Origin of the sequence: Salinibacterium sp. TMP30 (genome assembly GCF_038397785.1) — a bacterium.
GTDB lineage: Bacteria > Actinomycetota > Actinomycetes > Actinomycetales > Microbacteriaceae > Rhodoglobus.
In genome coordinates this window covers 2031387-2045507 of record NZ_CP151642.1, presented here as the reverse complement: position 1 = coordinate 2045507, position 14121 = coordinate 2031387, and the positions used below count along the sequence as shown (strand labels likewise).

General features: G+C 59.8%; 15 protein-coding genes. 11 read left to right on the top strand and 4 right to left on the bottom strand.

Translation table 11 applies throughout. The annotated features are described in order from the left end of the window. Window positions 1–11: 11 nt before the first annotated feature. Window positions 12–578, top strand: coding sequence for a LemA family protein (locus AADH44_RS09895; RefSeq protein ID WP_341952638.1), 567 nt, complete (start codon window positions 12–14; stop codon window positions 576–578). Between the two features lie 37 nt (window positions 579–615). Beyond that, entirely contained in the window at window positions 616–1503 is an 888-nt protein-coding gene (locus AADH44_RS09890) for a M48 family metalloprotease (protein WP_341952637.1), read from the top strand. A 48-nt stretch (window positions 1504–1551) separates the two neighbouring features. Here AADH44_RS09890 and AADH44_RS09885 read toward each other — a convergent pair whose 3' ends face one another. Continuing rightward, complete coding sequence (locus AADH44_RS09885) at window positions 1552–2793, bottom strand: crosslink repair DNA glycosylase YcaQ family protein (RefSeq protein WP_341952636.1); 1242 nt, start codon at window positions 2791–2793, stop codon at window positions 1552–1554. 195 nt (window positions 2794–2988) lie between these two features. Between AADH44_RS09885 and AADH44_RS09880 the strand changes: the two genes are divergently transcribed. From AADH44_RS09880 to ilvA, 6 genes are all read left to right on the top strand, one after another. After that, window positions 2989–4101, top strand: coding sequence for an ABC transporter substrate-binding protein (locus tag AADH44_RS09880; protein WP_341952635.1), 1113 nt, complete (start codon window positions 2989–2991; stop codon window positions 4099–4101). Between the two features lie 106 nt (window positions 4102–4207). After that, on the top strand, window positions 4208–5080 hold the full coding sequence (locus AADH44_RS09875; RefSeq protein WP_341954985.1) for an ABC transporter permease: 873 nt from the start codon (window positions 4208–4210) through the stop codon (window positions 5078–5080). Beyond that, entirely contained in the window at window positions 5077–5955 is an 879-nt protein-coding gene (locus AADH44_RS09870) for an ABC transporter permease subunit (RefSeq protein ID WP_341952634.1), read from the top strand. Before AADH44_RS09875 ends, AADH44_RS09870 begins: the two co-directional genes overlap by 4 nt. After that, the gene (locus AADH44_RS09865) at window positions 5952–7034 is read left to right on the top strand and encodes an ABC transporter ATP-binding protein (RefSeq protein ID WP_341952633.1); all 1083 of its coding nucleotides are present in this window, start codon (window positions 5952–5954) and stop codon (window positions 7032–7034) included. The genes AADH44_RS09870 and AADH44_RS09865 overlap by 4 nt, the downstream gene beginning before the upstream one ends. 136 nt (window positions 7035–7170) lie before the next feature. Further along, window positions 7171–8265 (top strand): AI-2E family transporter, encoded by a 1095-nt coding sequence (locus AADH44_RS09860; RefSeq protein ID WP_341952632.1) that lies wholly within the window; start codon window positions 7171–7173, stop codon window positions 8263–8265. Beyond that, window positions 8255–9493, top strand: a complete 1239-nt coding sequence (gene ilvA, locus AADH44_RS09855; protein WP_341954984.1) for a threonine ammonia-lyase — start codon at window positions 8255–8257, stop codon at window positions 9491–9493. The genes AADH44_RS09860 and ilvA overlap by 11 nt, the downstream gene beginning before the upstream one ends. Here ilvA and greA read toward each other — a convergent pair. Further along, window positions 9490–9981, bottom strand: coding sequence for a transcription elongation factor GreA (gene greA, locus AADH44_RS09850; RefSeq protein WP_341952631.1), 492 nt, complete (start codon window positions 9979–9981; stop codon window positions 9490–9492). The genes ilvA and greA overlap by 4 nt on opposite strands. Before the next feature lie 67 nt (window positions 9982–10048). Further along, window positions 10049–10513 carry a DUF4307 domain-containing protein gene (locus tag AADH44_RS09845; protein ID WP_341952630.1) on the bottom strand — a complete coding sequence of 155 codons (465 nt, stop codon included), beginning with the start codon at window positions 10511–10513 and terminating at the stop codon, window positions 10049–10051. A gap of 96 nt (window positions 10514–10609) precedes the next feature. On the opposite strand from AADH44_RS09845, the gene AADH44_RS09840 reads away from it, so the two are divergent. Continuing rightward, window positions 10610–10951 carry a hypothetical protein gene (locus tag AADH44_RS09840; protein ID WP_341952629.1) on the top strand — a complete coding sequence of 114 codons (342 nt, stop codon included), beginning with the start codon at window positions 10610–10612 and terminating at the stop codon, window positions 10949–10951. Here the strand turns inward: AADH44_RS09840 and AADH44_RS09835 are convergent. Next, the gene (locus tag AADH44_RS09835; RefSeq protein ID WP_341952628.1) at window positions 10932–11681 is read right to left on the bottom strand and encodes a hemolysin III family protein; all 750 of its coding nucleotides are present in this window, start codon (window positions 11679–11681) and stop codon (window positions 10932–10934) included. The genes AADH44_RS09840 and AADH44_RS09835 overlap by 20 nt on opposite strands. A 63-nt stretch (window positions 11682–11744) precedes the next feature. Here AADH44_RS09835 and AADH44_RS09830 point away from each other — a divergent pair, with 63 nt between their 5' ends. Next, on the top strand, window positions 11745–12530 hold the full coding sequence (locus tag AADH44_RS09830) for an isoprenyl transferase (RefSeq protein WP_341952627.1): 786 nt from the start codon (window positions 11745–11747) through the stop codon (window positions 12528–12530). 288 nt (window positions 12531–12818) lie between these two features. After that, window positions 12819–14096, top strand: a complete 1278-nt coding sequence (locus AADH44_RS09825) for a PhoH family protein (RefSeq protein ID WP_341954983.1) — start codon at window positions 12819–12821, stop codon at window positions 14094–14096. Window positions 14097–14121 lie beyond the last annotated feature (25 nt).

Genomic DNA, 14121 nt, shown 5'->3' with positions numbered 1-14121 from the left:
ATAGTTGAGGCATGGAATTCCTGATCGTAATTGGCGTCATCGTTCTGCTCGTCGTCATTGTGGGTATTTACCTGTGGTCGACCTATAACTCGCTCGTTACTCTCAACGTTCGCGTTGATGAGGCGTGGAGCGATATTACGGTGCAGCTCAAGCGCCGTGCCGATCTGCTGCCGAACCTTATCGAGGCGGTCAAGGGCTATGCGGCTCACGAGAAGGGCGTCTTTGAGGCGGTCACGAAGGCTCGTGCTGAAACGCTCAACGCGCAGGGTCCGGTAGATGCGGCTGCCGCGGAGAACCACATGCAATCTGCCCTCAAGAGCATTTTTGCTGTCGCTGAGGCGTACCCGCAACTGCAGGCCAGCCAAAACTTCCTTCAGCTTCAGGGCGAACTGGTTGACACTGAAGACAAGATTCAGGCCAGCCGTCGCTTCTATAACGGTGGTGTGCGCGAGCTCAACACCAAGATCAAGGTCTTCCCGAACACACTGTTCGTGCGCAACCTTGGCTTCACCGAGCGAGACTTCTTCGAGGTTGCGGATGCGGCATCCATCGCCGAGCCGCCCCGCGTTCAGTTCTAATTCTCTGCGTGACTGAGAGCGTGACCAGGAAGTTTAGATGTATCGCGCCATAGCAAAAAACAAGCGCAACACCGTTTTTATCATCATCTTGTTCGTCATCATTATCGGGTTTCTCGGCTTTGCGCTGAGTTTCCTCATGGGAGGCGATCCGCTGACGGTCACGATCGGAACGGTCATCGGCGCCGGGATCTTCACGGTGATCCAGTACTTCGCGGCGTCGCGCCAAGCGTTGTCGATGAGTGGTGCGATCGAGATCCAGAAGTCAGACAACCCGCGGCTGTACAGGATCGTCGAAAACTTGTCGATCACTACGGGAACGCCGATGCCGAAGGTCTACATCGTCAACGACCCTGCGCCGAACGCGTTTGCCACCGGGCGCGACCCTGAGCACGCCGCAGTCGCTGCGACCACGGGCATCCTGGAGCTGCTTGACGATTCCGAACTTGAGGGCGTCATGGCCCACGAGATGGGTCACGTGCAGAACTATGACATCCGAGTGTCGATGATCGTGTTTGGCCTCGTCGTCGCGGTCGGCTTCATTTCTGACATTGCGCTGCGATTCACCCTGTTCGGTGGCCGTGGCAATAACAACAACAACTCCAACCCGATCATGATCGTCGTTGGTCTTGCAGCGCTCGTCATTTCTCCACTCGTCGCCGCGGCTGTGCAGGCATCCATTTCGCGCCAACGTGAATACCTAGCGGATGCGACGGGGGCACTCACTACGCGGCATCCGGATGCTCTCGCCAGTGCCCTGCAAAAGCTCTCGGATTACAGTCGACCGATGAAGAAGCAGAACTCGACGATGGCCCACATGTGGATCTCTGACCCCACCAAGCCGGGCATCATGGATCGCCTGTTCAGCACTCACCCGCCGCTCGCCGAACGCATCACGCGCCTCGGCAAGATCGGCGGCGGCTTCTAACTAGCGCTGCGGCGCGAGCCGGCATCGACGGCAGTCGCTGGGAGATTGCTAGCGCAGTAGTTCTGCCTCAATTGCGGGCGAGAGCGTTCCGCGACCAGCAACCGTGATGGGGTCCATGCCTTGCCACTGCGCGATCTCGCGGAGGGTCGGCACGATGCGCTCCGCGAGACCGCCGAGACCGCCGAGACCGCCCGCGCGTGCCTCGAGGCCTTCCTCATGCCAGGCCGATTGCACGCGCAGCACACGCGCCTGCCGATCGGTCTTGACGTCGATGCGGCCCACGAGCGCATCATCCACCAGCACGGGCAGCGAGTAGTAGCCAAACTGACGCTTGGGCTCTGGTGTGTAAATCTCGATGCGGTAATGAAACCCAAACATGCGTTCGGCCCGTTTGCGATCCCACACCACGGGGTCAAAGGGGGAGAGCAGCGCGACGTGGTGAATGCGTCGCGGGATTCGAGCATCCCGGTGCAGCCACGCAGGCTGATTCCAACCCTCAACGGTCACGGACACAAGCTCGCCGCTGTCGGAGAGCTCGTCAATAGCGGGCCGCACGTCACTGCTTTTGAGACGAAAATAGTCAGCCAGATCGGATGCCGTACCGACTCCTAGAGCTTGCGCGGCCTGTGCGACCAGGCTTCGATGCGCGTCGGCGCGAGAGACCTCACGCTCGCGTAACTCCGCGGGGATAGCATGCGCGGTGAGCGCGTAGCGGCGTTCGAAGCGCGTGCGCCCGGCACTCACGACTTCGCCCCAGCGGAAAAGCATCTCTAAGCCCTGCTTCACGTCTGACCAGCCCCACCATGGGCCGGTGCGGCGATTGGCGTCGTGCTCAATCTCGCGAGCCGAGGTGGGGCCGGTGCTGGCGAGCTCGTCGCGCAACCATTGGAGCATTGCTTGGTTGTGGCGCACCCATTCATATCGTTCAGCATCATGTTGGCGGAGGGTATCCATTTTCCACCGCCAGAGCGGCCACGATTCGAGCGGAATGAGCGCGGCCTCGTGGGCCCAGTATTCGATGTAGCGACTCGGTCTGCTCGGGGTGGCCGGGCCAAAAGTGAGAGCGTCGAGCCCGCTCTTGTCATAGTGGCCGAGGCGGGCGAACACGGGCTGGTAGTGGCTGCGCTCATAGACATTTACGGAGTCGAGCTGAAGCAGTCGGATGCGGTCAAACAGCAGGTTGAGCTGCCGCGTGCCTGCGGGCTTCGCCGCTGTCGCGGTGGGCCGGCCGAAGCCTTGAGCAGCCAGAAGTACGCGGCGCGCTTGGGCTGCAGAGAGTGAGTCGACCACGAAGCCGACTCTACCGAGGAGTGAGGACATCGGGCACGAGCGAAGCCTGCGGAGAGTGTGTTTGTGTCGTTCATAGATCGTTTACCCGTGGGCAACGGAGCACACCAAGCCGCTGAGTACGGTCATCAACGGATCGTTTCGGCTCCCTCAGCCCGCTCACAGCGCGGGCGGTCGTCACGATCGTTGGAGGAACTCTTGTTCACTAAGCGCACTCTCGCCGCTGTCGCACTCGTTGCAGCTTCGGCGATCACTCTCAGTGCCTGCAGCACGCCTGAGGCAACAGCTGGCGATGTCGACGCATCGGTAGCAACCACCGTTGAAGACTTCGGTGGCATGGACGCTCTCATTGCGGCCGCGCAGGCTGAGGGAGAGCTCAACGTCATCGCCCTTCCCGACAACTGGGCAAACTACGGCGAGATCAAAGCTCTCTTTGAAGAGAAGTACGACATCATCGTCAACTCTGCTGACCCCGATATCTCGAGTGCCGAAGAAATCGCCGCCGCCGACAACCTCAAGGGCCAAGACACCGCACCCGACGTCTTCGACCTCGGAACAGCTGTAGCGCTCGACAGCCTTGACTACTTCGCCCCCTACATGGTAGCCAACTGGGATGAGATTCCCGAGGGCAACAAGGAAGCAACCGGCCTCTGGGTTAACGATTACACCGGCAGCATGTCAATCGGTTATGACTCCAACTCGGTTCCCGAGCCCACGAGCCTCGACGACCTGCTCAAGCCCGAGTACCGCGGTGCCGTTGCGTTGAACGGTGATCCAACGCAAGCAGGAGCCGCGTTTGCTGCTCTCGGACTCGCCACAGTCCAGAGTGGCGGAACGCTTGACGACTTCACCCCCGGCATCGAGTTCTTCAGTGAACTTAACAAGGCTGGCAACTTCATTCCGGTCAACGTTACGGGAGCAACAATTGCTGCCGGCGAGACCAAGGTTGCTTTCGACTGGAGCTACAACAACCTCGCTGCTGCAGCAACGGTCGACGGCTGGAAGGTCACCACGCTTTCCGGTCCGGTGTACACGAGCTTCTACAACCAGGCCGTCAGCAAGGATGCCCCGCACCCTGCCGCTGCTCGCCTGTGGCAAGAGTTCCTCTACAGCCCCGAAGCGCAAAACCTGTTCATCGTCGGGGGCGCTTACCCCGTAACGATCCAGGCGATGCAGGATGCCGGAACGGTTGACACCGACGCACTCGACGCCCTTGGCGCGCTTGAGGGTGAACTTGTGACTCCGACGCCGGAACAGGCAGCGAAGAACGCAACCATCCTGGCGGAAAAGTGGGCTGCGGCAATCGGCTAACGCCCATTCCGCTAGAGCTCATCTCACAAAATACATCGTGTCGCTAGCAACTGCGCCAGCGCCCGAACAGGATGGTGTCGAGCACTCCGCTCGGCACCATCCTCGGGTGGCACCGGCCAAGCCATCGAATCGGCGTCGACGCCTCGCCTATGTGGGGCTCACGCCATTTGCGGCCTACGTTCTCATTTTTCTTGCTCTCCCCACCATCCTCGCGGTCGTCACGGGCTTCTTCTCCGACGACGGTACGCTGACTTTCGATAATGTGACGGGGTTATTTACCCCGACCATCCTCGCCACCTTCGGTAGTTCGTTCTGGCTCTCGGGAGTCACCGCCGTGATCGGCGCCGTCGTGGGCGCCATCATTTGTTACGCGATGCTCGGCACCAGAGTCGGCGGACTGCTGCGAACCGTCATCGAGTCAGCGGCAAGCGTGCTCGCCCAGTTCGGTGGCGTGATGCTCGCTTTTGCGTTCATCGCCACGATTGGCGTTCAGGGACTCGTCACGGTTATCCTGCGTGACACCTTCGGTATCGACATTTTTGCTGATGGTGTTTGGCTCTACCAAGTGCCGGGCCTCATCCTGCCCTACGTCTACTTTCAGGTTCCCCTCATGGTAATCACGTTCTTACCTGCACTCACCGCGCTGCGACCGCAGTGGGCTGAGGCCAGCGCAACTCTCGGCGGCACACGCTTTGCCTACTGGCGACACATCGCGGCGCCGGTGCTCACCCCCGCCTTCTTGGGATCGTTGCTGTTGCTCTTTGCCAACGCGTTCTCGTCCTTCGCAACCGCCGCTGCCCTCATCAGCCAGGGGTCACAAATCGTTCCGCTGCAGATCCGTTCGGCGCTCGTCAGCGAGACCGTACTGGGCCGCGAAAACATGGCCGGTGCACTCGCGCTCGGGATGATCGTGGTCATGGTCGTCGTCATGTGGGCATACTCAGTGCTGCAGTCCCGCACCTCACGGTGGCAACAGTGAGCGCCAACGTCGCGGCCCCCGTGCATCCGGTCGAGCCGCCGCGCACACGCACGAAGCCAGCAAACCATGCCGTGCGCATCGGAGCCGAACCCAGCGCCCTCGCTCGTCGTATCATCCTCGGCAGTATTGGCACGATCTTCCTGATTCCCGTAATCGCGATGATCGAGTTCACGTTCCGGGACGGTCTCGCCGGCGGCTACACCGTCGTCCACTGGACGGGACTCTTCAGCGAAGACAGTGCGCGCACCTACCGTGGCCTCTACCAAGCGATTGAGAACTCACTCGTGCTGGCCGCCGTCACCGTCGGCATCGTGCTCGTACTGCTGCTGCCGACCATGGTGCTCGTACACCTGCAGTTTCCGCGCCTCAAGCGCACGCTCGAGTTCATCTGCATCATCCCCATCACGGTGCCGGCCATCGTTCTCGTTGTGGGCCTCGCCCCGGTCTACTCGGTAGTCGTGCAAGTGCTCGGTGGCTCAACCTGGACTCTCGCTTTCGCCTATGGCATCACCGTGCTGCCCTACGCGTATCGCGCTATCCAGTCGAACCTTGACGCGATCCCTGTGAAGACCCTCAGCGAAGCGGCCAGTACTCTCGGCGCCGGCTGGATAACCGTGCTCTGGCTCGTGTTGCTGCCGAACCTGCGTCGGGGAGTGCTGGCAGCATCCTTCATCTCCATTGCAGTAGTGCTTGGCGAGTTCACGATCGCCAGCCTGCTCAACCGTCGCAACCTTCAGACCGCGCTGCTGCAGGTCTCGCAGTCCGACCCCTGGGTTGCGGTGATCTTTGCGCTCTTCGCGCTCGCCCTGGCCTTCGTATTGCTACTCATCATTGGTCGACTCGGATCAGCGACGCCCTCTAGGAGAAAATCATGACCACAACGCTCACCGAGAGTCGTGCAACGAGTGCACTCGTTACCGGAGCGACCGTTCAGCTCAGCGCCGTCGTGAAAGCCTTCGCTGGACACACAGCGCTCAATAGCATCGACCTAAGCGTTGCCCCCGGTGAGCTCGTCGCACTGCTCGGGCCCTCGGGTTGTGGAAAGACCACGGCGCTGCGCAGCATCTCGGGCCTAGAGAGCATCGACGGCGGGCGCATCCTGATCGATGACGAGGATGTCGCAGACACCCCCACGAACAAACGCGACATCGGGATGGTCTTTCAGGCCTACTCGCTGTTCCCGCACATGACGGTGCTGGAGAACGTGGAATTTGGGCTCAAGATGCGCAAAGTCCCGGCCGCTCGTCGTCGTGAGCGCGCCCTCGAAACACTCGACATGGTCGGTCTCACGAAGCACCGCGACCGCTTCGCCCACCAACTTTCCGGCGGACAACAGCAACGCGTTGCCCTCGCTCGTGCCCTCGTCACGCGGCCAAGAGTGCTGCTGCTCGACGAGCCGCTCAGCGCGCTGGATGCCAAAGTTAGGGTGCAGTTGCGCGAAGAGATCCGCCGCATCCAAACCGAGCTCGGAATCACGACCGTCTTCGTGACCCACGACCAGGAGGAGGCGCTCGCCGTCGCCGATCGCGTCGCCGTCATGCGAGATGGTCGCATCGAGCAGATCGGCACTCCAGAAGAGCTCTACGCGACCCCCACCAGCGCCTTCGTTGCTGACTTTGTTGGCCTCAGCAACCGGATGCCCGCAAACCTCATCGACGGCACAGTCACGCTGCACGGCTGCAACCTCAATCTTCTCGGCGATCCGATGCCCGATGGCCCCGTCATCGCGCTGGTTCGGCCGGAGGACATGGTTCTCGCAGCGGACGGCATCGCGGGCACCGTCATTGCCTCAAGCTTCCTCGGCTCGTTGCGGCGCACGCGCGTGCGACTGAGCGACGGAACGGTCGTCGCGATCCAGCATGAGGTGGAACGGCATCCCCTGCCCGGGGAACCAGTGTCGGTGCGTTTGAAGGGTGCACCGGTGAGTGTGCTGCCGCCGAAACCGAAAAAGTAGCTGCGCGCGCGAGCACAAAGTAACGCGCAGCAGGAGCACACGCAAGCACAACTAGGATGGGCACGTGCTATTCGGACGACGTACAAAACCAACCAGCCGGGTACAGTCACGCGCCAACACCGCGGAGCCGGCAGCCGTGCCCGAAGCGCTCTCGATCGCTGCTGCGTACTCATGGCGACTGCTCGTAATTTTGGGCCTGCTCGCGGTAGTCGTTTATTTGATCATCACGCTCAAATACATCGTGATCCCGTTCCTCATCGCGACCCTGATTGGTGCGCTTCTCGTGCCGTTGGTCCACTTTCTCGAACGTCACCAGTGGCCCAAGTGGCTCGCAGTCACGGTTGCCCTGCTCGGATTCTTTGCGATTGTCTCTGGTCTCATTGTCGTGGTCGTCAGCCAGGTGCGTTTGGGGCTGCCCTCACTTCAGCAGCAGTCAATTGCGGCCTACGAGAGTTTCCGCACGTTCTTGAGCGATTCGCCGCTGCAGCTCAGCGATAAAGACATCGATGGCTATCTGACACAACTGACCGATGTTATTCAGCGAGACAGCGAAGCACTCGTTTCGGGCATCCTCTCCTTCGGGTCCACAGCCGGCCACGTGTTGGCAGGAGCACTTCTCAGCGTGTTCGCCACCATCTTTGTGCTCATCGATGGCAAGCGCATTTGGGCGTGGACCGTGCGACTCTTCCCGCGTCGGGCGCGTGCCGCGGTTGACGGTTCAGGCCAAGCGGGTTGGCTCACACTCACCACATTTGTCAAGGTGCAGATCTTGGTTGCCGCAGTAGATGCCGTGGGCATCAGCGTTGGTGCGTGGATCTTGGGATTGTTCTACGGTGGTTTTCCTCTTGTCATCCCGATTGCTGTTGCCGTCTTCTTGGGTTCATTTATTCCCGTTGTTGGTGCCCTCATCACGGGAGCGCTCGCGATCTTTATCGCACTCGTATTCTTGGGCCCGATTCCTGCAGTGATCATGCTCGGTATTGTCTTGCTCGTGCAGCAACTTGAGGGGCACATTCTTCAGCCACTCATCATGGGCACCGCCGTGAAAGTTCATCCCCTCGCCGTCGTGTTTGCGGTAGCCGCGGGTTCCTTCATCGCAGGCATTCCGGGGGCCCTGTTCGCAGTTCCGCTCGTGGCCGTAGTGAATGTTATGACCGAGTACATTGCCAGTGGCGACTGGCGCACGAACCCTCGCCCCACCTTGAGCTATGTCCTCGACGATGGTAGATAATCGGATGCCCGGCCCCACACTTGCTGATTATGAGAAAGCACGTGAGCGGGTCGCGGAAGTTGCTGATGTAACGCCCATGCAAACGTCGCGGTTTCTCGCGGAGATTCTCGGTTCACCTGTTTTCTTGAAGTGTGAAAACCTTCAGCGAACGGGCTCGTTCAAGATTCGCGGTGCCTACAATCGACTTGCTGGTCTAACGGACGAAGAAAAGGCCCGGGGCGTGGTCGCAGCTTCGGCAGGCAATCATGCTCAAGGCGTCGCGTTCGCGGCTCGTGAGTTGGGCATCAAGTCCACCATTTTCATGCCGGTGGGTGTGCCCCTTCCCAAGCTGCAGGCAACTCGTCACTACGGGGCCGAGGTCATCTTGCGAGGCAACACGGTAGACGAACCACTGCGCGCAGCCGCACGGTTCGCTGAAGAGACCGGTGCCGTACTCGTCCACCCCTTCGACCACTTCGATATTGTTGCCGGCCAAGGCACCCTGGCGTTGGAGGTCTTTGACCAGGTACCTAACGTCGATACGGTCATTGTGCCTATTGGGGGCGGCGGACTCGTTTCTGGTGTTGCTGGAGCGATTAAGCTTCGCGCGCGTGAGGAAGGCCGCACTGTTCGTGTGATTGGCGTGCAAGCGGCCAACGCAGCCGCCTACCCACCCTCGCTCGACAAGGGCGAGATCGTAGAAATAAAGACGTCACCCACCATCGCTGACGGTATCGCGGTCAGCAAGCCTGGCGAACTGAACTTCGCCATGGTGCGCGATCTCGTCGATGAAGTCATCACCGTTACCGAAGACCAGACCGCCTACGCGCTAGTGGTACTTCTGGAGCGCGCCAAACAGGTGGTGGAGCCGGCGGGTGCCGTCGGAGTAGCCGCCATCCTCTCGGGCAAGATCCCGCCGAGCGGCAACACGGTTGTTCTGTTGAGCGGCGGCAATATCGACCCCATGATCATGGAACGCATCATCAGTCACGGGCTCTCTGCATCCGAACGGTACTTGCGTTTGCGCATTCCGCTCCCTGACCGACCCGGCCAGCTTGCGCGAATCTCCGGCATCATTGCCGAGGCGAATGCGAACGTGGTTGAGGTGCTGCACAGCAGACACAACAACAAAGCGCAGTTCAGCCAGGTTCAGCTCGAACTGCACATTGAAACCCGTGGCCCTGAGCACGCGGAGTCAGTGCTCTCACGGCTCAGGGACGAAGGCTTTGACCCTCAGGTCGACTTCTAGCCTGAGTAGGTTGCTACTTTCAGGATTTCAACGGTGATCTCTTTGCCGTTGGGCGCAGTGTACGTGGTCGATTCGCCCACCTTGAGACCGTTGATTGCCATGCCGAGCGGGCTCTTCTCGCTGTAGACGTCGAGGTCGCTGTCGTCAGCGACAATTTCGCGGCTTCCGAGCAAGAAGACGTTTTCGTCGCCCATGATGTTGGCTGTGACGAGGATACCCGGCTCGACGAGACCGTCAGCATCTTGCACATCGCCGACAACGGCGTGACGCAGTAGTTCGGTGAGAACGCGGATGCGGGCCTCAATCTTGCCCTGCTCTTCCTTGGCAGCGTGGTAGCCACCGTTCTCCTTGAGATCGCCTTCTTCGCGGGCGGCCTCAATTTTTTTGGCAATTTCGTACCGTGCTTCACCCGTGAGCTGCTCCAGTTCGGCGGTGCGACGATCGAACGCCTCCTGGGTCAACCACGTGACGTTATCTTGTGCAGCCACTGTGCTTCTCCCTATACAAAAGAGAAACCGGCCGCTATTGGCCGGTTTCGAGATGATTTGCTCCAGCCTAGGTGAGCCAGCACCGGTAGATCAAGCCAGACACTGCTTGTTCCGTTGTGCGAATTGTTTCGCTGAGCGCCCGGTTGCGCAGATCGCTGGCGGGAACGTCGACGACTTTCCAGCCCACGATGGCGAATGTTGAGTTGAGCGCTTGGACAGCGCAGCGAGCATCCGTGTTTTCTGGCACGTTGAATTGCCAGCGAACGGTGACAGTGGAATCGTCGATGAGGTCAAAGCCAGTGTCTTTGGCTTCGAATTGGGCGGGCGCCTCCAGCAGTCCGCCCCAGACCAGCCAGGCAGTGAACACGGCAACGAATCCAATCGCGACAGTCACGACAATGAGGCGGTTGTTGCGTTTTGCTTTCGGGCTTCGGCCATACCGTGCGTCGAGATCGGTGCGTGCGGGCCCCTCAACTGGTGTGGCGTCAGCGCTGTTAGCGGTGCCTGAGTTGCTAGTGGATGATTCGGGCACGCGTTGCTCCTTGTGGCGACGGTATTCTGGTGATTACAAGGCTATTCGCAAACTCGGATGATGGAATCATCGGGTGTACATTTCAGAGGACAACAGTTGATTTCTTTCACTTCGCTCGCCCACAGCGCGATTCTCTGGACCGCGACTCCGAGTCCTGAGCCGAGCCTGTACCCGGAGTACAACGGTGACGTTAATTTGGTTACCCCCGGCGTTGTGGGCTTCGTCGCGACGCTCTTTATCGCGGTTGCGACGCTGCTCATCATCGTGGACATGAATCGCCGCGTTCGACGAGTCCGTTACCGGGAGCTCGCTCAAGAAACCATTCGCAATGAGCAGACGCTTGCTGATGGTGCGATTGAGGGAAGTGGCGATGTCGAGGGTATCGACACGAGCCGCGCGCCTGACACCGATGGTCCTCCTACACAACGGGCGGATTAGTCGCCACAAGGAAGATTCCTGCCCAGTGGCATAGGAACGCCAATAGCGTCAGCGTGTGAAAGATTTCGTGGAATCCAAAGACTCCGGGGATCGGGTTGGGGCGCTTGAGGCCATAAATGACGGCTCCGATGGTGTAGAAGAGTCCGCCGACCAAGATCAGCGTCATCATGATCCAGTTGGCTTGGAAGAAGTCGACGATGAACATCATCGCTCCCCACCCGAGCAGAATGTAGAGGGGAACGTAGAGCCAGCGTGGGGCGCCAACCCAGAAGATGCGGAACCCGATTCCGAGAGCCGCTCCCGTCCAGACAATCGTGAGCAGTATGGCTGCCTTCTCTGGCGGTAGGGCGAGCACCGTGATGGGCGTGTATGAGCCAGCGATCAACAAAAAGATGTTCGAGTGATCGAAACGCTTGAGCAGCATTCGCGTCTTCTCGCTCCAGTTGAAGCGGTGGTAGAGCGCCGAAATCCCGAACAGCATGAGCGACGATGCAACAAAGACTGCGGAACTCACCTTAGCGGCGACTCCTTCGGCCAGTACCAGCAGGATTACGCCAAGGATGATCGCCACGGGAAAGGTGCCGGCGTGAATCCAGCCACGCCACGTTGGCTTCTTCTCTACGGCGTCGAAAGCGATCGCGTCCTCGACGAGAGGGAGCTGGGGGAGACCTGCAGCATCCTCCTGGTCGACGGCCTCGAGCGCGGCAGTTTCTGAGGCGTCATAATTCATGTGCACAGTTTACGCCCGGCGCACTTTCACTCGCTGCGCACCGCAGTGGTCTAACGTAGTTCCGTGAGTCAGCGAAAGTTTCCCCTCGGTCGTGGTTTTCTTTACGGTCTCTACCAGAAGAAGTTGCGGCGCCAACTAGAGGGCCAGCAATTGCCGCGCCACGTCGCCATGATCATTGATGGCAACAGGCGTTGGGCGAAGTTGAAAGACCTCGAAACGGCAGCGCACGGTCATCGTGCCGGTGCTGCCAAGTACCGAGAATTTCTGGTCTGGTGTGACGACCTCGACATCTCGGTTGCCACTCTCTACTTGCTGTCCAATGACAACCTCACGGGGCGTTCCCCCGAAGAGCTGGGCGAGTTGTTCACGATCATCGGCGATTTGGCTGAAGATCTTTCGCACTTTCGCGACTGGCGTGTGCAACACGTCGGATCGGATGCCGGGCTCCCCGAGCAACTTAAAGCTCAGCTCACTGCGGCCCGTGATCGAACAGCCACGAACACTGGGCTCCACGTGAATTTGGCGATTGGTTATGGTGGCCGCCACGAAATTGCCGAGGCGATGCGCAATATCGTGCGCAACCACAGCGATGAGGGTCACAGCCTTGAGGCGTTGGCGGAGTTATTGACTCCCGAACTGATCGGCGAGCACCTGTATACGAGGGGTCAGCCCGACCCCGATCTCGTGATCCGCACATCGGGTGAGCAGCGCATTAGTGATTTCATGTTGTGGCAGACGGCGCACAGCGAGTTGTACTTTGTTGAGGCACTCGGCCCCGATTTGCGTGAGGTTGACTTTTTGCGAGCGCTGCGAGACTTCGCGCGTCGCCACCGCCGTTTTGGCCAATAGTCGGCGACATGAACTTTGGCCCCAGTTTGTGACGCAATGGTTTCTCATGGCGTGTCGTTGCGCCCAGATTGCACGACAGGTTTAGCGTTCACACATCAGGTATGGCACCTGATCGAGACGGCCACGTAAGTTCGTTTTCGTAAAGTACTGGCCGTCTTCGCAGACTGGATCCGAGTGCTCGCGCACCCGGGGATGGAGTGCACGTTGGCCGAGCTAGCTACCCCCAAGACCACGAACACCACGTCGAAGGCGGGAGGGCGGGCCCAACGACAAGCCGAGCGCACCTACGTGCTCGACACTTCCGTATTGCTCTCCGATCCGAGTTCGATCAAGCGGTTCGCCGAACACAATGTTGTTTTACCCGTAGTGGTGATCACCGAACTCGAAGCCAAACGAAATGACCCTGAGATTGGGTATTTTGCGCGGCAAGCGTTGCGCAATCTTGACGAGATGCGGGTGAAGCATGAGCGCCTCGACTTTCCGATTTCGGTCGGTGAGGATGGCGGAACTCTGCGCGTCGAGCTCAACCACTCCAACATGTCGGTGTTGCCGTCTGGGCTGCAGCTCGGCGACAACGATTCGCGAATCCTTGCTGTTGCGCTGAACCTCGCAAACGAGGGATTGGATGTCACGGTCGTCTCAAAGGATCTTCCTTTGCGGGTAAAGGCGGCATCCATCGGTCTCGCCGCTGAGGAGTACCGCGCCGAGCTTGCGGTTGACTCTGGCTGGACAGGGCAGGCGGAAATCGAGTTGAGTGGCGAGCAGGTCGCCGAACTATACGACAAAGAGGAACTCCATTCACGCACTGTCGGTGACATGCCGATCAATACGGGGCTCATCGTGCACTCGGAGCGGGGGTCGGCACTTGCGCGGGTAACGGCGCGAGGCAAGATGTCGCTCGTACGTGGCGACCGCGACATTTTCGGTCTTCACGGGCGCAGCGCTGAACAGCGTCTGGCGATCGAGATGTTGCTCGATCCGGAACTCGGAATTGTTTCCCTCGGTGGTCGGGCAGGAACCGGCAAGTCGGCTCTCGCGCTTTGCGCCGGCCTCGAGGCTGTGCTGGAGAAGCAGCAGCACCGCAAGATCATGGTGTTCCGGCCGCTCTACGCGGTGGGGGGCCAGGAGTTGGGGTACCTGCCCGGTGATGCTTCCGAGAAGATGAACCCGTGGGCTCAGGCGGTGTTTGACACTCTGGGTTCGGTTGTTTCTGAGAATGTTCTTGAAGAGGTGCTTGATCGTGGCCTTCTTGAGGTGCTTCCGCTCACGCACATCCGCGGTCGCTCGTTGCACGATGCCTTTGTGATCGTGGATGAGGCACAGTCGCTCGAACGTAACGTTCTGTTGACAGTGCTCAGCCGTATCGGTCAGAACTCTCGTGTCGTTCTGACCCACGATGTTGCACAGCGTGACAACCTCCGTGTTGGACGCCACGATGGTGTCGCTTCGGTCATTGAAACGCTGAAGGGCCACTCGCTATTCGGGCACATTACTCTCACTCGCTCCGAGCGTTCTGCGATTGCGGCCCTCGTCACCGAGCTCTTGGAGGGTAACGAACTCACCTAAGAATTGCCTTTCGAAGTCTGAGCGT